Origin of the sequence: Pseudomonas sp. RIT623, from assembly GCF_004519305.1 — a bacterium.
In the GTDB taxonomy this organism is placed as follows: Bacteria; Pseudomonadota; Gammaproteobacteria; order Pseudomonadales; family Pseudomonadaceae; genus Aquipseudomonas.
Genome location: NZ_SOZA01000012.1, coordinates 124,173 through 141,951, shown reverse-complemented (window position 1 = coordinate 141,951; position 17,779 = coordinate 124,173). Strand labels below are relative to the sequence as shown.

The following is a 17,779-nucleotide window of genomic DNA, read 5'->3' as shown; positions in this document are numbered from 1 at the left end:
GTCCCAATCGACATCCCGGTAGCAATCACCGTCCCGATATCGAACCGACTCACCGCCCCCGCCCCCGTCGCCAGAATCAGGGGCACCATGCCAAATACCATGGCCGCCGTGGTCATCAGCACCGGCCGCAAACGAATCGCCGCCGCTTCCTCGATCGCCTCCCGCACCCCAAGCCCCTGCTCCTCACGCAGCTGGTTGGCAAATTCGACAATGAGAATCCCATGCTTGGTGATCAGCCCGATCAAGGTCACCAACCCCACCTGGGTATAGATATTCATGCTCGACACCCCCAGGAACAACGGCAGCAGCGCCCCGCAGATGGACAGCGGCACGGTCACCAGAATCACCAGCGGATCACGGAAACTCTCGAATTGCGCCGCCAGCACCAGGAAGATGATTGCCAGCGCCAAGCCAAAGGTCACCCACAGCGCGCTGCCTTCCTGGACGAACTGCCGCGCCGCCCCGGCATAGTCCACCGAAAAGCCCTCCGGCGCTTCCTCGCGGGTAATGGCGCGCACGGTCTCCAGTGCCTCGCCGATGCTGACCATCGGCACCCCCTGGATAATCGCCGAGTTGAGCTGCTGGAACTGGTTGAGCTGACGCGGCCGGGCGCGGTCGCTGAGGCTGATCAGGGTCGACAGCGGTAGTAGCTGACCCTGGTCGTTCTTCACGTAGTAGTTGTTCAGCCAACCAGGGCTGGCGCGATAAGGCCGCTCGACCTGGGCAATCACCTTGTAGCTGCGGCCTTCGAGGGTGAAGCGGTTGATCTCGCCCTCGCCCAGCAGCGTGGCCAGGGTGCCGCCCAGGGTGTCCATCGATACGCCCATCTGCGCGGCCTTGGCCCGGTCGATGTCGACCACCACCTCAGGCTTGTCGAAGGCCAGGTCGATATCGAGGAAAGCGAACTTGCCCGAGGCCTGGGCACGCTCCTTGACCCGCTGGGCCACATCCAGCAGGGCCGGATAGTCGCCGGCGGTGTTGATCACGAACTGGAACGGCAGGCCCTCGCCGGTGCCGGGCAGCGATGGCAGGTTGAAACCAAAGATCTGCAGGCCGCCAATCTGCTCAAGCTGTGCCTGCACCAGCGGCAGCAGCTGCATCTGCGTACGTTCGCGCTCGTTCCACGGCTTGAGCAGAAACCCGCCGATACCGCTTTGCACGCCATTGAAGCCGTTGATCTGGAACGACGAATAGTACTCGGGGAAGCGCTTGAACAGTGGGGTGAACTGGTCAGTGTAGGCGTTGAGGTAGTCCAGGTTGGCGGTCTGCGGCGAGCTGCTCATCATGAAGATCACCCCCTGGTCCTCGTCCGGGGCCAGTTCGTTGCGGGTGAACATCAGCAGCACCGGGATCAGGCACAAAATCAGCACGGCGAACACCAGCACCACCGGGCGGCTGTCCAGGGTGCCGTGCAACAGGCGTTGGTAGCGCACCTTCAGGCTATCGAAGATCAGGTCCAGGCGGTGGGCCAGGCCGCTGGGGTTCTGTTCGTGGCGTAGCAACAGGGCGCACATCATCGGCGACAAGGTCAGGGCCACCACGCCGGAGATCACTACCGCACCGGCCAGGGTCAGGGCGAACTCCTTGAACAGCGCGCCGGTCAGCCCGGTGAGAAAGCCGATCGGCGCGTACACCGCCGCCAAGGTGATGGTCATCGACACCACCGGCACCGCAATCTCGCGGGCGCCTTCCAAGGCGGCTTGGCGCGGTGTCTTGCCTTCCTCGATATGACGGTGGATGTTCTCCACCACGACGATGGCGTCGTCCACCACCAGGCCGATGGCCAGGACCATGGCCAGCAGCGTCAGCAGGTTCAGCGAGTAGCCCATCATCTGCATGAAGAACAGCACGCCGATCATCGACAGCGGGATGGTCACCACCGGGATCAGCACCGAGCGCAGCGCGCCGAGAAACAGGAACACCACGACGATGACGATCAGCACCGCCTCGCCGAGGGTCTTGATCACCTCGTCGATGGAGGCCTGGATGAACAGCGTGGCGTCGTAGGCGATCGACACCTTGAGGTTGGACGGCAGCTCTTGCTCCAGCTGTGGCATGAGCCGGCGCACTTGCTTGATCACCTCCAGCGGGTTGGCCGCCGGGGTGGCCTTGATACCGATGTACACCGACGGCGTGCCGTCGAAGGAACTGACCGTGTCGTAGTTCTCCGCGCCCATCTCCACCCGCGCCACATCGCCGAGCAGCACCCGGGTGTCGCCGGCGGTCTTGAGCGGCAGGGCGGCGAAGGCCTCGGCGGACTTGAGCTCGGTGGTGGCGTTGATGCTGGTGACCACGTACTCGCCCTTCACCTCGCCGGCAGCGGCTAGGAAGTTGTAGCGGCGCACGGCATTGGTCACATCCACCGCCGACAGGCCGAAGCCGGCCAGCTTCACCGGGTCGATCCAGATGCGCATGGCGAACACCTGGTTGCCGAGGATCTCGGCCTCGGCCATGCCCGGCAAGGTGGCCAGCTTGGGCTGGATCACCCGCGACAGGTAATCGGTGATCTGCGGATTGCTCATCTGCTGGCTGTAGAAACTCAGGTACATCAGTGCCGAGGCGTCGGCTGCCTCCTTGCTCAGCACCGGGTCTTCGGAGTCCTGGGGCAGCTTGTTGCGCACCTCGTTGGCCTTGGCCAGCAACTGGGTGAACAGGCGGTCGCTGTCGGCGCCGATGCGTGCGTAGACCGAGATGATCGAGAAGTTCTGCCGGCTCACCGACGTCATGTAGTCGATGCCGTCGGCGCTGGCCAGGCTTTGTTGCAGGGGTTGGGTGATATAGCCCTGGATGGTCTCGGCGTTGGCCCCGGGGTAGGCGGTGGTCACCGTGATCAGGGCGTTTTCCATTTGCGGGTACTGGCGGATCTGCAGCTTGCTCCAGGCTTGCAGCCCCAGCAGCAGGATCAGCAGGCTGACCACGCTGGCCAGTACCGGGCGGCGGATGAACGGGTCGGTGAACGCCATGCCAGCCTCCCGTTCAGTTTGCGCCCGGCGCGGCGGGCTTGAGGGCCTGGTCGGCGCTGATGCGGATCGCCGCGCCTGGGCTGAGCTTGAGCTGGCCGGCGGTCACCACCTGGTCGCCGGCCTGCAGGCCCTTGAGTATCACCACCCAGCCCTCGCGGCGCTCGCCGGTCTGCACGGTGCGTTGCTCGACAATCAGGCTGGGCTGACCCTCGGCATCGTGCTGCGCCTGGCCGTCCTCGTTGTGCTTCTGGCTGACCCGGTACACCGAGTTGCCATACAGGGTGTAGGTGATGGCGTTCTCGGGCACCACCACTTGCGGTTGCGGGTCGGGCAACAGCACCTGGAGGCTGGCGAACATGCCCGGCAGCAGCTTGCCGTCGGGGTTGGCCAGGGTGGCGCGGAGCAGCAGGTTGCGGGTGTTCTCGTCGACCTTGGGGTTGATCGCACTGAGGCTGGCGGGGAAGGTCTGGCCGGGGTAGGCGGCCACCTGGGCCAGCACCCGCTGGCCCAGGTTCAGCTGGGGCAGGGCCTGTTCGGGCACGTTGAAGTCGACGTAGAGGCTGGACAGGTCCTGCAGGGTGGCGATCACCGTGCCGCTGGCCAGGTAGGCACCGACATCCACCTGGCGGATGCCGATGGTGCCACTGAACGGGGCACTGATGCTCTTTTTCGCCAGCGAGGCCTTGAGCTGGTCGACTACCGCCTGGTTGCGCCGGTACTGGGCGGTGAGGCGGTCGAATTCACCGCGGGAGATGGCCGAGTCGCCGACCAGCTGGCTGCCGCGGCCGAAGTCGACCTTGGCCAGGCCCAGATCGGCCTGGGCGGTGCCGAGCAGGGCGGTTTCCTGATCGCTGTCCAGTTGCAGCAGCAGTTGCCCGGCCTTGACCTGCTGGCCGGATTGGAAATGCAGCGACTTGACCGTGCCGGCCACTTCCAGGCTCAGCTCTACACCCTGGTAGGCCTTGAGGCTGCCGACCGCCGGTAGGCGCTCCTGCCACTGGCGCAGCTCGGCCTGGGCCGCGGCGACACTGACCGGCGGCTTGGGTTGGGAAAACATCTGCACCTGCTGGTAGATGGAAAAGGCCTTGATGCCTCCCAGGATCAATACCATCAGCAGGACGACGGCCAACATGATCAGCATGCGGCGGCGCAACATGGTCCGGTTCCCTGGATGCGAGGTTAGGCAGCGGGCACGACCACGGGCGATGCGACCCACGTGCGGTGGGGAAAGTATTGTCGTTTTTTGCGAAAAGGGGAGGAACAAGCCGGCGAGGGCCGAATTGCGAGGCCAGGGTGGGTCTGTGAGGGAACAACTGTCTCGCCCTGGCGCGATCCCTGTGGGAGCAGCTTCAGCCGCGAACACCGGCGCAGCCGGTGCCAGGCACCGCGTCGCCTGGTTCGCCAGCAAGGCTGGCTCCTACAGGAGGAGCACAGGGCTTGCTCGCGACATCAGGCCAGGTGCAGGTGATTGTCCCAGAACCCGGACGGCAGGTTCATCGGCTGGCCGATCAACTCAGCCTGGCGGCAATCGTAGAAGCGGCAGCGGCCTTGCCCGGAGGTCACCACAAAGCCATCCTTCACCGCCCCGACCCCGGCGCAGTCGGGCATCGGCGCGTCTAGCTTGACCGCGCCGCTGTCCAGGTCCCAGATGAACAGGCGGTTGGCTCGCGGGGCGGTCAGCGCCACCAGGCGCAGGTCGCTGTGGATAGCCACGCTGGCGGTGTACTGGGCCATCGCCTGCAATTGCCGCTCGGGCACCGGGAAGGCCTTGAACGGCTCGCCCGGGCGCTTGATCGCCAGCAGCTCGGCGGTCTCGTGCGCGCTGCCCATGAACTGCTGGCAGGCGGCGATGGTGCCGTCGCTGCCCACCGCCAGGTGGCGCACGCTGTTCATCTGCTGGGCCAGGGTCTCCTTGCTCAGCAGGGTGCCATCGCGCTGCATCAGCACCAGGCTCGGCTCCATGGCATCGAGGTTCATCTCGACCCGGCTCTCGGCCTCGGTGCGGATGCCGCCGTTGGCCACTACCAAGGTCTCGCCGTCCGGCAGCCACGCCACTTCGTGGGGACCGATGCCGTGGGTCGGGATCTCGCCACTGTGCACCAGGCGTTCGCCTTCGAAGCGGTAGACACCGAGCACGCCGCGCCCAGGGTCGCGGGTGTCGTTCTCGGTGGCATACAGCCACTCGCCATCCTGGTGGATCACCGCATGGCCATAAAAATGCCGGTGTGGCTGCGAGGCGACGGTCTGCAGCAGGCGCCCGTCACGCAGGTCGACCAGGTAGCTTTCGGTACCGGGCCGACGGGCGACGAACAGGGCGATGGGCAGCGAAGGGTGGTTGATGATCGCGTGGCAACGCTGGGTCACCTGGGTGCTGAACACCTGGGTGCCGTCCAGGCGGAACCCGACGGCATAATGCCTGCCGTCGCCGTCGTCGCGCGCCGAGAGCAGCAAGGGTTCGCTGCCTTTGTTGCGAAACAGGCTCCAGCCGCCCAAGGTCAGGGCGCTGAGCAATACGCTACCGAGTTTCAGGGCCTGGCGTCGCAGCATGATCAGTCACCGTCGTTGGCATTGAAGCCCAGCTGGATGTTCAGCGCCTTGGCCAGCTCGCCTTCGTGCAGGCGGTGGACGACGTTGAGGGCATCGTAGATCTGGTTGAGGGTTTGCTTGCCAGCGTCGTCGGCCAGCAGTTCGCCCAGGGTCTTCTGGTTGTCGCCCAGCAGCTTGAGGGCATTGGCGTAGGCGTCGTCGATCTTCTGCGCCAGTGGCGCCTGATCCCTGCCCAGCAGGCCGCGCAGGCCCTGGTTGTCGACCCCGACCCATACGGTCTGGGCGGCCTTGAGCGAGGCTTCCAGGCTCTTGATCGAAGAATGGCTGCGCCAGGCTTCGGCCTGCAGCGGCTGCGCGATGCCCTTGCTCAGGCGGCCCATTGGCGCGCCGAGCTTTTTCTTCAGGGTGTCCAGGGCGGTGACCTGGGCGCGCAGCAGGTCGGCGATGGCCTCGTGGGAGTCGGCATAGCGCTGGTTGGGGAACTTGGTCATCTGCGAGAGCATGCCGTCGGTGCTGTTCCAGCCCTTGAGGATTTCTTCGGCCAAGGCCTTCTGATGTTCGCCGATGGCCACCAGCAGCGGGCAGTAGCGGGCCTTCTGCTCGGCCGTGGCGATGTCCGGCTTGCTGTCGAACAGGATGTATTCGTAAGCCGACAGGCCGCGCACCACGACGCTGGCCTTGCCCAGCGACTCGGCGTCCACTGGTTTGTCGGCAGCGACCAGTTGCTCGACCTGGCGGCCCACCAGGTTCTTCTTGTCTGGCCAGAACTGCACCTGCCAGGCGCGGTTGCCTTCGGCCAGCGGGCCGACCAGCAGCGGTTGCAGTTCGGCCCAGGCCTTTTGCGCGTTGAGGAAGTCGGCGCGGGCTTTTTCCAGGTTCTCCTTGCCTTCGCAGTAGGCCAGGGCGCTGGCGGCCAACATGCGGTCGGCTTCGACCCAGCGGCTGTAGGTCGGCAGGATCACCTGCTTGGCGATAGCGGCCGAGGTCAGCGCTTGCGGGTCCTGCGGCGAGCAGGCGCCGAGGGCGAGGGCGGCGAGGCTGGTGAACAACAGTTTGGGTCGGAACATGCCCGGCTCCTTGTGCGTTTTAAAGTGAATTCAAAAAGGCCAGCAACGCGGCGCGCTGCTCGGCATTGAACGTCAGTACATGGTCGCGCGCCGCCTGGGCTTCGCCGCCGTGCCAGAGCACGGCTTCGAGGAGGTTGCGGGCGCGGCCGTCATGCAGGAACTGGCTGTGGCCGCTGACCGTCTGGCTCAGGCCGATGCCCCACAGCGGTGGGGTGCGCCAGTCCTGGCCGTTGGCGGCAAATTCGGTGCGTTCGTCGCTCAGGCCCGGGCCCATGTCATGCAGCAGCAAGTCGCTGTAGGGGCGGATCACCTGCCCGGCCAGCTCCGGTTCGGCGGCGTCGGCGGCGGTGGTGAACCGCGGGGTATGGCAGGCCTGGCAGCCCGCCTGGAAGAACAGGTTCTTACCGGCCAGCACCTGGGGTGCGCCGACGTCGCGGCGGGCCGGGACGCCGAGGTTGCGGGTGTAGAAGGTGACCAGGCGCAGGATGTTATCGCTGACCTCCTTCTCGCCGCCTTGGCCATCGCCGCTGGGCGCGGCCAGACAGGCGACCTGCGCCGGGGTGCAGTCGTCCTTTGGCAGCAGGCCGGTGGTCAGGCCCATGTCGCCGGCGAAGGCGTGCACATTCTGCTGGTTGACGTTGGGCTGCCCGGCTTTCCAGCCGAAGCGTCCGACCACGGTCTTGCCCTGGGCATCGTCCCATACCCGGTTGGCGCGCCCGCGAATGCCGTCGCGGTTGCGATCGTCCGGGTCTTCGTTGGCGAGCAGGTCGGCCTCGGCGATCGCCTCGAGCAGGCCAAGGCCGATCATCGGCGGGGCGACCCGCGCCGAGAAGCGCGTGTCCGGATGCAGCGGGCCGTAGCCAAGCTGGCTGATCTGCAGGCTCGGGCGGCGCAGTTCGACCGCATGACCATCCTTGAAGGTGACGGTGTGCAGGTCGTAGCTCACCCGCACCTTGCCCTCCGGCGCTACGCCGGGAATGGCCATGTCCTGCAACTGCGTGCCGTAGACTGGCTCGGGGACCACGCCCAGGCGCTCGATTTCGCGGGCGTAGTACGGCTGGTCGGGGATCGACAGGCGCACCAGCATCGACACCGCGTTGCTGTCACCTGGCTCGGGCGGGTGGCCGCGGCCGTCGCGCACGTGGCAGTTCTGGCAGGCGTTGGTGTTGAACAGTGGGCCAAGGCCGTCGCGGGCGGTGGTGGTGGACGGGGCGATGACCCAGGGGTTGCGGAAGAAGCTGTTGCCCACCGCGAAGTCCAGGCGTCGCTCGGGGCTGAGGTTGGCCGAGGGCAGCGAGTAGGCGTTGCGGTCACTGCGCTGCACGGTTGCCTTGCCGCCGGCGAGGGCTTCGCCGGGCTCGGCCTGGGTGAAACGCGGGGCGTCGTCACAGGCGGCGAGGGCGAGGGCCAGCAGCAGGGGGCTTAGGCGGAGCACGGACATCGAGGATCCTGGGCATGGGCGAAAAACCGGCGTGCAAGCTTATCAGGCCGGGGGTGTTTGAATAAGAGCAATTTGCAATTGCTGGATGAAATCAATGTCAGTTGGCCTATCGGCGAGCACGGTACCTGTAGGAGCGGCCTTGTGTCGCGAAAGGGCCGCAGCGCGGCCCCGGGTTATTCGCGTTGATGCACAGAGCCTGGGGCTGCTTTGCAGCCCTTTCGCGACACAAGGCCGCTCCTACAGGCGGCGATGGTGGTGCTGGAAATGAAAAAGGCGGCCCGAAGGCCGCCTCTGTTGAACCGCTGGCGCTGATCAGAACTCGTGATCGGCGTTATCCGGGTTCAGGTTGCTGATCCCCAGCTTGCCCGCTGCTTGCTCGATCGCGCCGGTCTGCTTGACCAGCGAGGCGATGGCGTCACGCACGATCTGGTTGCCGGCGGCGTTGTCGGCGGCGATCAGTTGGTCGTAGTGCTCGCCCTTGAGGGCGTGGTCGACGATTACCTGGATCTTGGCCTCGGTGGCCTCCAGGTCGGCCTTGAGGGTGGCGTCGGTGGCCGGGTCGGCCTTGGCTACCAGCGACGACAGGCTTGGGCCGCTCAGCTTGCTGCCGTCGACGCGGGTGTACTCGCCCAGGTAGACATTGCGGATGCCCTTGGCGTCGTAGAAGTGCGAGTAGTGGGTGTTGTCGCTGAAGCAGTCATGCTCGTCTTCCGGCGAGTTGGCTTCCAGCGAGACCTTCATGCGCTCGCCGGCCAGTTCGCCCAGCGACAGGCTGCCCATGCCGAACAGCATCTTGCGCAGGCCGTCGTTGCCTGGCTCGTTCTCCAGGGTGGCGCGGTAGTTGTCGGCGACGTTCGGCGCCCAGTTGCCGACCATTTCCTCGAGGTCCTTGACCAGCAGGTCGGTCACGGCCTTCAGGTACGCGCGGCGACGGTCGTTATGCCCGCCGGTGGCACCCTTGCCTTCGAGATAGTCCGAGGCCGGGCGGTTGCCCGCGCCTGGGCCGGTGCCGTTGAGGTCCTGGCCCCAAAGCAGGAATTCGATGGCGTGATAGCCGGTGGCGACGTTGGCCTCGGAACCGCCCAGCTCGTTGAGGGTGGCCAGCTTCTCGGGGGTGATGTCCTTGACGTCGATCTTGTCTTCGCCAACCTGGATCTCGGTGTTGGCGATGATGTTGGCGTTGGCCGCCGGGTTGCCCAGGGCGTGCTCGTAGCTCTTGTCGACGTAGTCGATCAGGCCTTCGTCCAGGGGCCAGGCGTTCACCTGGCCTTCCCAGTCGTCGATGATGGTGTTGCCGAAGCGGAACACTTCGCTTTGCAGGTAAGGCACACGGGCGGCGGCCCAGGCGTCCTTGGCGGCCTTGAGGGTCTGGTCGTCGGGCTTGGCGAGGAAGGCTTCGACTGCGCTTTGCAGCTGCTTGGCGGTGCTCAGCGAGTCGCTGTACACGGCATGGACCATTTCGGCGTAATGCTTGACCACCGCCTTGGCGGCGGCTTCGTCGACCGCGCCTGGCGTTGCGCTGGTGCTGGCGGCGGCAGGTGCCTGGGCTTGCGGCGCGGCGGCCTTGTCATCCTTGCCTTCGCCGCAACCGGCGAGGGCGATGGCGATGGCCAGCAGACTGGCGGAGGCCAGAGGCATTCGAATCATTGTTGGTTTCCTGCGTCGTGTGGTGGGACCAAGGGTGGGCCGTGCGCCGTGGCACGCGAAACCGTGACATCATGCGAAAGATTTGCATTTGCTGTAAAGGGTCGGGCGCGCATTTCATGCAAACGCCCGTTCGTCCGTTAGCGCCAAGGCCAGCCGGGCGTTACAGCGCGGACACCTGGTCGCGTTGCGCCTGCTTGAGGAAGTGGGTCAGCTCGCGGGCCGACAGCGGCTTGCTGTAGTGGTAGCCCTGACCTTCGTGACAACCCTGGGCAATGATGTAGCTTTCCTGCTCGGCGGTTTCCACGCCCTCGGCGATCACCTGCATGCCCAGGCTCTTGCCCAGTTGGATGATGGCACGAACGATGGTGGCGTCGTCATCGTCGTCGAGCAGGTCCTGGACGAAGCTCTTGTCGATCTTGATCTTGTCCAGCGGCAGCGACTTCAGGTAGCTGAGCGAGGAGTAGCCGGTGCCGAAGTCGTCGATGGCGATCAGCGCGCCGGAGCGGCGCAGGCTGAGCAGGTGCTGGGCGGCGGTGCTGATGTCTTCCATCAGGCCGGTCTCGGTGACTTCCAGCTCCAGGCTGCGCGGCGGCAGGCGGTAGGCCTGCAGCAGGTTGTTGACCACCCGTGGCAGCTCGTTGTGGTGCAGCTGCACGGTGGACAGGTTGACCGCCATGCGCAGCTCGCCGAAGCCCAGGTCGTGCCACTCGCGCAGTTGCCGGCAGGCCTGGTCGAGCACCCATTCGCCGATACTGATGATGCTGCCGTTCTGCTCGGCCAGGGGAATGAACTGGTCGGGCGGGACCATGCCCAGCTCTGGGTGCTGCCAGCGCAGCAGGGCCTCGACGCCGACCACACGGTGGTCGCGGTAGCTGATCTGCGGCTGGTACACCAGGTACAGCTGGTTGCGTGGCAGGGCTTCGCGCAGGTCCTTTTCCAGCTCGCGGCGTCGGCGCATCTCGCTGTCGACACTGGCAATGTAGAACTGGTAGCGGTTGCGTGAGCGGGCTTTGGCCAGGGTCATGGTCTGCTCGGCCTTTTGCAGCAGTTTCTCGGTGCTGTCGCCGTCCTCGGGGAACAAGGTAATGCCGATGGTGGCGCGCAGGCGGATCTGCTGCTGGTCGAGGTCGAACGGCGCCTCGAGGTCGTCGAGAATGCTCTGGGCCAGTTCGGCGGCCTCGTAGGGTTGCTCGATGTTGGCCTGGACCAGGGCGAACTGGTCGCCGCCCAGGCGCGCCAGGGCGCCGAGGCGGCCGCTGTGGGCGCGCAGGCGGTCGGCCAGGGCCAGCAGCAGTTGGTCGCCGACCTGGTAGCTGAACTGCTCGTTGATGCCCTTGAAGTCGTCCAGGCCCACGCACAGCACGGCGACCCGGCGTTGCAGGCGACCGCCGTCGACCAGGATCTTGTCCAGTTGCTGCTGCAGTTGCTGGCGGTTGGGCAGGCCGGTGAGGAAGTCGTATTGGGCCATGCGCTGCAGGCTGTTCTCGGCTTCATGGCGCAGGTGGGTGTTGCGCTCGATGGAGGCCAGCAGTTGGTTGGCGGTGTTGACCCAGATGCCCAGCTCGTTGCGTTCGTGGCCCTTGAGCTGCGGGATCTGGTGCTGGCTGGGGCGATCGGGGTTGATCTGGGTGAGGTGCTCGATGATCTTCGACAGCGGCTTGGTCAGCAGCCAGTGGTAGACCAGGTACAGCACCAGGCCCATGGCCAGTGCGCGCAGCACTCCGGAGATGAAGATGATCACCGCGTTGATCAGGAACCCTTCGCCGTAGCTGGAAGTGTCGAGGGTGATGCTCAGGTCGCCGTAATATTCGCTGTAGGGGCCGCGACCGACCAGTTGCGTGGTGTAGGTGCGTTCCTGGCCGAGGATCAGGTCGGTCAGCCAGCGCATGGACATGTCCTGCAGCGGCCGGGACTTTTCCGCCAGCATGGTTTCGTTGGGGTGGCCGATGGAGGCCATGCGCACGGCGTCGTCCTGGAACAGGCCTTCCATCACTTGCATGCCCATTTCCCGGTCGAGGCTGTACACCGCCTGGGTCGAGGGGTCGCGGAACATGTCGAGGATGCGCTGGGCGTCGTTGTTCACCGACTGGCGGGTCTTGTAGGCGTCATAGACGATCTGCGCACAGCTGAGCACGACGCCGACAGCCAACGCCGAGAGCAACACCACCCTGAGCAACTTGACCGACAAGCTGTTGCGAAATTCCAGCTTCAATGGGGTTTCCTTAATCCATGCGCATGCCATTATTTTGCCATCAACCATGGCGACAGACTATCGACCGATGTGCCCTTGGCTCTGTATCGGTTGGGCGGTCATGCGACTTGAGTGCGCTGCGTCAACTTTCCAGAAGTTGATGTTAGCGCGCTATGCCGGCTGAGCAAGAGGGGCGAGGCCCCGGGCGGACAAATCGCTCGGCAGGTGTCGGCTCCGGCATAAAAAAACCCGGCGCAAGGCCGGGTTTTTGGTGCAGCACTGAAATACTCAGGCCTTGAAGGTCTTGCCTTCGAACTGCTCGGCAACGAACTTCCAGTTGACCAGGTTCCAGAACGCCTCGACGTACTTCGGACGCAGGTTGCGGTAGTCGATGTAGTAGGCGTGTTCCCAGACGTCGCAGGTCAGCAGCGGGGTGTCGCCGCTGGTCAGCGGGTTGCCCGCGCCGATGGTGCTGGCCAGGGCCAGGGAACCGTCGGCCTTCTTCACCAGCCAGCCCCAGCCGGAGCCGAAGGTGCCGACGGAAACCTTGGTGAACTCTTCCTTGAACTTGTCGAAGGAACCGAAGGCGGCGTTGATGGCCTCGGCCAGGGCACCGGTCGGTTGGCCGCCGGCGTTTGGCGCCAGGCAGTTCCAGTAGAAGGTGTGGTTCCAGACTTGAGCGGCGTTGTTGAAGATGCCGCCCGAAGAGGTCTTGACGATCTCTTCCAGGGTCTTGCCTTCGAATTCGGTGCCTGGGACCAGGTTGTTCAGGTTCACGACATAGGTGTTGTGGTGCTTGTCGTGGTGGAACTCCAGGGTTTCCTTGGAGATGTGCGGCTGCAGGGCATCGTGGGCGTAAGGCAGCGGCGGCAATTCAAAAGCCATGGTGGATCTCCTGATTCAGGTCTGTTTGCGGTTTGCGCAAGGCCGATCACGGGCGGCCCATGAGCGTCGGCGAGTTTGTACTCTTTGCGACGCAAGGGCTGGATCATAGCACCGGCCTTGGCGCTTAACCACGCAACATCTATAGGGAATAGAGGTTCCAGAGCGGTTCGCCGGGGGCGACAGGCGGGCCTGGTGGTGTCTGGTCAGGCGTGGAATCGTCAGCTTCAGTTGAAAATCAACTGCGCCGCCACCGCGAACATCATCACGGCCACCATCAGGTCCAGCAGCCGCCAGGTCGCTGGGCGGGCCAGCCACGGCGCCAGCCAGGCGGCGCCGATGGCCAGGGTCGAGAACCACACCAACGAGGCGCTGGCCGCCCCTGCCACATAAGCCCCAGGCACGCTCTGCTGGGCACCGAGCGAGCCGATCAGCAGCACGGTGTCCAGGTATACGTGAGGATTGAGCAGGGTCACCGCCAGGGCGCTGAGCAGCACTGCGCGCCGCGAGCGTTGGCCCTGGCCTTCCTGGTGTTGCAGGCTCTGTTTCGAACAGGCGCTGCGCAGGGCCTTGGCGCCGTACCAGATGAGGAACAGCGCGCCGCCCCAGCGGGCAACCGCCAGCAAGGTCGGATTGTGCGCCAATACCGTGGCCAGGCCGAACACTCCGGCGGCTACCAGCAGTGCGTCGCAAATGACGCACAGCGCCGCCACCGGCAGGTGATGCTCGCGGCGCAGGCTCTGGGCCAGGACGAAAGCGTTCTGTGCACCGATGGCCATGATCAGGCCGAAGGCTACCAGCATGCCGTTGAGATAGCTTTGCCACATGAGAGGAACACCCCACTGGCGCCAACATTGGTGCTGGCGCTGATTGCAAGAAAGATGTGGCCATTGTGGCGGGTACACGGGTATAAGAAAAACAAATAGAGCTGATCTGTCATTAGAGAAATCGATGTTCGACTACAAGTTGCTTGCCGCCCTCGCCGCGGTGATCGAACAAGCCGGCTTCGAGCGTGCGGCCCAGGTGCTGGGGCTGTCGCAATCGGCCATCTCCCAGCGCATCAAGCTGCTCGAGGCGCGGGTCGGGCAACCAGTGCTGGTGCGGGCGACGCCGCCGAGCCCGACCGAGGTCGGCCGCCAGTTGCTCAACCATGTGCAGCAGGTGCGCCTGCTCGAGCGCGACTTGCAGCGCCAGGTGCCGGCACTGGACGAGGAGGGCATGCCCGAGCGCCTGCGCGTGGCCCTTAACGCCGACAGCCTGGCGACCTGGTGGGCGGGGGCGGTAGGGGCCTTTTGCGCCGAGCAGCAGTTGCTGCTGGACCTGGTGGTCGAGGACCAGGACGTGGGCCTCAAGCGCATGCGCGCCGGCGAGGTGGCGGCTTGTCTGTGCGGCAGCGAGCGGCCAGTGGCCGGCGCGCGCAGCCTGGCGCTGGGGGCGATGCGCTACCGGGCGCTGGCCAGCCCCGGGTTCATGGCGCGCTATTTCCCCAACGGTTTCGAGGTCGCGCGCCTGGCGCGGACCCCGGCGATCGTGTTCGGCCCCGATGACTTCCTGCAGCACCGCTACCTGGCCTCACTGGGTATCGAGGATGGCTTCCTGCACCACCTGTGTCCGTCTTCCGAGGGCTTCTTGCGCATGACCGAGGCCGGCCTGGGCTGGGGCCTGGTGCCCGAACGGCAGGTGGCCGAGCAACTGGCTCGTGGCGAGCTGGTGGAAATCTGCCGCGATACTCCCATCGATGTGCCGTTGTACTGGCATCATTGGCGCAATGGCGGGCAACTGCTCGCCCAACTGACCGAACACCTGCGTCATTCGGCACGGGACTGGCTGGTGCCGTTGTAGGCGCGGCGTGCGTCAGTTGCATCCGATATCAGGCAAGGCGGAGTCTTACATGCGAATTCTGGTCACCGGCGCGAGCGGCTTCATCGGCGGGCGCTTTGCGCGCTTTGCCTTGGAGCAAGGCCTGGAGGTGCGGGTCAACGGCCGGCGGGCGGAAGGGGTGGAGCACCTGGTCAAGCGCGGGGCGCAGTTCATCCCTGGCGATCTGGGCGATGCCGAGTTGGCCCGGCGCCTGTGCCAGGGCGTCGACGCGGTGGTGCATTGCGCGGGCGCCGTGGGCACCTGGGGGCGCTACCAGGACTTCCACCAGGGCAACGTGGTGCTTACCGAGAACGTGGTCGAGGGCTGCCTGAAGGAGCATGTGCGGCGCCTGGTGCACCTGTCGTCGCCGTCGATCTACTTTAATGGCCGTGGACAACTGGATATTCGTGAGGAGCAGGTGCCACGGCGCTTCCACGATCATTACGCGCTGACCAAGCACCTGGCCGAGCAGAAGGTGTTCGGCGCCCAGGAGTTTGGTCTTGAAGTTCTGGCGCTGCGCCCGCGCTTTGTTACCGGTGCCGGGGATGCGAGCATTTTCCCGCGGCTGATGCACATGCAGCGCAAGAATCGCGTGGCGATCATTGGCAATGGCCTTAACAAGGTCGACTTCACCAGCGTGCACAACCTCAACGAGGCCTTGCTCAGCGCGCTGTTCGCCGAGGAGCAGGCGTTGGGCCAGGCCTACAACATCAGCAACGGTCACCCGCTGCCCTTGTGGGACGTGGTCAACTACGTGATGCGTCGCATGCAGTTGCCCCAGGTTACCCGCTACCGTTCCTACGGCCTGGCCTACAGCCTGGCGGCGCTGAACGAGGCCGCCTGCCTGCTGTGGCCCGGCCGCCCGCAGCCGACCTTGAGCCGTACCGCGATGCAGGTGATGAGCCGCGATTTCACCCTCGATATCAGCCGCGCCCGCCAGTACCTGGACTACCGACCCAAGGTCGAGGTGTGGGCGGCGCTGGATGAATTCTGCGCCTGGTGGCAGGCCCAGCCGGGCCAGCGCTGAACCTGTTGGCTGGATGATGGTCATCAGTGCGCCGCCCAGGCGGTTTATACTCATGCCTCTTTGCTACTACCGCGGTTGACTACATCCATGCGCAATGACGCCCACGACGATTTTGACGAAGTGCCCACCCTGCGAGCCGGCACCCCTGATGATGACGAACTGTTGCCTGCCCATGTGGCGCGCAGCCGCCAGAAGGCCGCGCGTGCGCGCAGTAATGGGCCGCTGTGGGCGTTGCTCGGCGCCGCGTTCATTGCCCTGGCGGGGCTGGGTTGGTGGAGCTTCCAGCAGATTTCGCTGATGGAGCAGCAATTGATCGCCACCCAGGAAAGTTTCGCCCGCATCAGCGAAGAAGCCGCCGGGCGTTTGCAGGCGATCAGCGGCAAGGTCGAGGCCAGCGAGTCGAGCAACAGCACCGGCAGCGAGGCGTTGAAGCTGCAGATTCGCCAGTTGCAGGCCTCGTTGGCCGAGCAGGGCAAGCAGCAGCAGGGCGTTGCAGGCCAGGCGGGCGACCTGGGCAAGCGCCTGGAGCAGGTGCTGGCCGACACCCGTGAGCAACAAAAAGCCGTGACCGAGTTGCAGGGCCAGTTGCAGGCTCAGCTCAAGGCGGTGAACGCCGAGTTGACGGCGCTGAAGTCGGGGCAGGTGGACGGCGGCAAGCTGGATGGACAGCTCAAGAGCCTGAGCAACGAGGTGGCGGCGTTGAAGAAACAGGGCAATCCGAGCGCGGCAATCGCCAGCCTGGAGCAGGATGTGCTGGTGCTCAAGAGCCAGGTCGACAACCGCCCGGCGCCAGCGGCCGGCGGTGCCTCGGTGCAGGAGTTCGATGCCTTCCGCGGCCAGACCACCCGCAACATCAGCACCTTGCAGAGCCAGATCCAGAACCTGCAACAGCAGATCAACGCCCGGCCCTGAGCCGACCCCGAGGCCGGTGCCATCCACACCGAGACGCCTGGTTCGCCAGCAAGGCTGGCTCCTACGGGGTTGAGGCAGGTCATGGGCGTTGTAGGAGCCGGCCTTGCCGGCGAACACCGGCCTTGCCGGTGCCATCCACCGAGTCGCCTGGTTCGCCAGCAAGGCTGACGCCTACCGGGCGGTGGCTGTCACAGCCGCGGATAATCGATGTAACCCACCGGGCCCTGGGCGTAGAACGTCTCTGGGCGCGGCGCATTGAGCGGCGCGTCGGCGGCCAGGCGCGCCGGCAGGTCGGGGTTGGCGATGAACGGGATGCCAAAGGCCACGGCATCGGCCCGGCCGCTGGCCAGGGCCGCAGTGGCGCTGGCCTTGTCGAAGCGCTCGTTGACGATGTACGGGCCGCCGAATGCCGCCTTGATCAACGGGCCGATGCTGTCGTCGGCCTCCTTCTCCCGCGAACAGATGAAGGCGATGCCGCGCTTGCCCAGTTCCCGGGCCACGTAGCTGAAGGTTTCGGCACGCTCGGCGTCGCCCATGTCGTGGGCGTCGGCCCGAGGCGCCAGGTGCACGCCCACGCGGCCAGGGCCCCACACCTCGATGGCCGCGTCGGTGACTTCCAGCAGCAAGCGGGCGCGGTTTTCCAGCGAGCCGCCGTAGCGGTCGTTGCGCTGGTTGGTGCTGCTCTGCAGGAACTGGTCGAGCAGGTAGCCGTTGGCGCCATGGATTTCCACGCCGTCGAAGCCGGCGGCCTTGGCGTTCTCGGCGGCGCTGCGGTAGGCCTCGACGATATCGGTGATTTCCTCGGTTTCCAGGGCCCGTGGTGTCGGGTAGTCGCTCTGCGGGCGCACCAGGCTGACATGGCCCTTGGGCTGGATGGCGCTGGGCGCCACCGGTGTTTCGCCGTTGAGGTAGGACGGGTGGGAAATCCGCCCGACGTGCCACAGTTGCAGGAAGATGCGTCCACCACCGGCATGGATGGCCTTGGTCACGTTGAGCCAGCCACGTACCTGCTGGTCGTTCCAGATGCCTGGGGTGTCGGGGTAGCCGACCCCCATCGGTGTCACCGCGGTCGCCTCGCTGAGGATCAGCCCGGCACTGGCGCGTTGCACGTAGTATTCGGCCATCAACGCATTGGGCACGCGGCCTTCATCGGCGCGGCAGCGGGTCAACGGGGCCATGATGATGCGATTGGGCAGTTGCAGGTCGCCCAGCGTGATCGGGTCGAACAGCGTAGTCATGGGC

The 17,779-nt window shown here is 65.5% G+C and carries 13 protein-coding genes; 3 read left to right on the top strand and 10 right to left on the bottom strand.

Annotated elements, in window-relative coordinates; all coding sequences use genetic code 11:
• The 9 genes from E3U47_RS11345 to E3U47_RS11305 all read right to left on the bottom strand — a co-directional run.
• A partial coding sequence (locus E3U47_RS11345; RefSeq protein WP_134691537.1) for a multidrug efflux RND transporter permease subunit occupies positions 1-2,963 on the bottom strand: 2,963 nt, incomplete at its 3' end.
• Positions 2,964-2,976: 13 nt separating this feature from the next.
• Positions 2,977-4,119, bottom strand: a complete 1,143-nt coding sequence (locus E3U47_RS11340) for an efflux RND transporter periplasmic adaptor subunit (protein ID WP_134691536.1) — start codon at positions 4,117-4,119, stop codon at positions 2,977-2,979.
• A gap of 293 nt (positions 4,120-4,412) precedes the next feature.
• On the bottom strand, positions 4,413-5,510 hold the full coding sequence (locus tag E3U47_RS11335; RefSeq protein ID WP_134691535.1) for a DUF1513 domain-containing protein: 1,098 nt from the start codon (positions 5,508-5,510) through the stop codon (positions 4,413-4,415).
• A 2-nt stretch (positions 5,511-5,512) separates the two neighbouring features.
• Positions 5,513-6,577, bottom strand: a complete 1,065-nt coding sequence (locus E3U47_RS11330) for an imelysin family protein (protein ID WP_134691534.1) — start codon at positions 6,575-6,577, stop codon at positions 5,513-5,515.
• A 19-nt stretch (positions 6,578-6,596) separates the two neighbouring features.
• Positions 6,597-8,018, bottom strand: coding sequence for a di-heme oxidoredictase family protein (locus tag E3U47_RS11325; RefSeq protein WP_134691533.1), 1,422 nt, complete (start codon positions 8,016-8,018; stop codon positions 6,597-6,599).
• A gap of 312 nt (positions 8,019-8,330) precedes the next feature.
• Positions 8,331-9,665 (bottom strand): imelysin family protein, encoded by a 1,335-nt coding sequence (locus E3U47_RS11320; RefSeq protein ID WP_134691532.1) that lies wholly within the window; start codon positions 9,663-9,665, stop codon positions 8,331-8,333.
• A gap of 160 nt (positions 9,666-9,825) precedes the next feature.
• On the bottom strand, positions 9,826-11,877 hold the full coding sequence (locus E3U47_RS11315) for a bifunctional diguanylate cyclase/phosphodiesterase (protein ID WP_167659471.1): 2,052 nt from the start codon (positions 11,875-11,877) through the stop codon (positions 9,826-9,828).
• A gap of 267 nt (positions 11,878-12,144) precedes the next feature.
• Positions 12,145-12,741, bottom strand: a complete 597-nt coding sequence (locus E3U47_RS11310; protein WP_134691530.1) for a superoxide dismutase — start codon at positions 12,739-12,741, stop codon at positions 12,145-12,147.
• Between the two features lie 224 nt (positions 12,742-12,965).
• Positions 12,966-13,565 (bottom strand): LysE/ArgO family amino acid transporter, encoded by a 600-nt coding sequence (locus tag E3U47_RS11305; protein WP_134691529.1) that lies wholly within the window; start codon positions 13,563-13,565, stop codon positions 12,966-12,968.
• A gap of 124 nt (positions 13,566-13,689) precedes the next feature.
• On the opposite strand from E3U47_RS11305, the gene E3U47_RS11300 reads away from it, so the two are divergent.
• The 3 genes from E3U47_RS11300 (at position 13,690) to E3U47_RS11290 (ending at position 16,537) form a co-directional block, all read left to right on the top strand.
• Positions 13,690-14,580, top strand: a complete 891-nt coding sequence (locus E3U47_RS11300; protein ID WP_134691528.1) for a LysR family transcriptional regulator ArgP — start codon at positions 13,690-13,692, stop codon at positions 14,578-14,580.
• Between the two features lie 49 nt (positions 14,581-14,629).
• Entirely contained in the window at positions 14,630-15,625 is a 996-nt protein-coding gene (locus E3U47_RS11295) for an NAD(P)-dependent oxidoreductase (protein ID WP_134691527.1), read from the top strand.
• An 87-nt stretch (positions 15,626-15,712) separates the two neighbouring features.
• Positions 15,713-16,537: an ATPase gene (locus E3U47_RS11290; RefSeq protein ID WP_134691526.1), complete on the top strand. Its 825-nt coding sequence runs from the start codon at positions 15,713-15,715 to the stop codon at positions 16,535-16,537.
• Between the two features lie 188 nt (positions 16,538-16,725).
• Here the strand turns inward: E3U47_RS11290 and E3U47_RS11285 are convergent, their stop codons facing one another.
• A complete protein-coding gene (locus tag E3U47_RS11285; RefSeq protein WP_134691525.1) occupies positions 16,726-17,775 on the bottom strand; it encodes an alkene reductase in 1,050 nt (349 codons plus the stop codon).
• Between the last annotated feature and the right edge of the window lie 4 nt (positions 17,776-17,779).

Bases quoted from the DNA above. Each gene is read 5' to 3' on its own strand.
- E3U47_RS11340 (WP_134691536.1), bottom strand. From the start codon at position 4,119: ATGTTGCGCCGCCGCATGCTGATCATGTTGGCCGTCGTCCTGCTGATG.
- E3U47_RS11335 (WP_134691535.1), bottom strand. From the start codon at position 5,510: ATGCTGCGACGCCAGGCCCTGAAACTCGGTAGCGTATTGCTCAGCGCC.
- E3U47_RS11330 (WP_134691534.1), bottom strand. From the start codon at position 6,577: ATGTTCCGACCCAAACTGTTGTTCACCAGCCTCGCCGCCCTCGCCCTC.
- E3U47_RS11325 (WP_134691533.1), bottom strand. From the start codon at position 8,018: ATGTCCGTGCTCCGCCTAAGCCCCCTGCTGCTGGCCCTCGCCCTCGCC.
- E3U47_RS11320 (WP_134691532.1), bottom strand. From the start codon at position 9,665: ATGATTCGAATGCCTCTGGCCTCCGCCAGTCTGCTGGCCATCGCCATC.
- E3U47_RS11310 (WP_134691530.1), bottom strand. From the start codon at position 12,741: ATGGCTTTTGAATTGCCGCCGCTGCCTTACGCCCACGATGCCCTGCAG.
- E3U47_RS11305 (WP_134691529.1), bottom strand. From the start codon at position 13,565: ATGTGGCAAAGCTATCTCAACGGCATGCTGGTAGCCTTCGGCCTGATC.
- E3U47_RS11300 (WP_134691528.1), top strand. From the start codon at position 13,690: ATGTTCGACTACAAGTTGCTTGCCGCCCTCGCCGCGGTGATCGAACAA.
- E3U47_RS11295 (WP_134691527.1), top strand. From the start codon at position 14,630: ATGCGAATTCTGGTCACCGGCGCGAGCGGCTTCATCGGCGGGCGCTTT.
- E3U47_RS11290 (WP_134691526.1), top strand. From the start codon at position 15,713: ATGCGCAATGACGCCCACGACGATTTTGACGAAGTGCCCACCCTGCGA.
- E3U47_RS11285 (WP_134691525.1), bottom strand. From the start codon at position 17,775: ATGACTACGCTGTTCGACCCGATCACGCTGGGCGACCTGCAACTGCCC.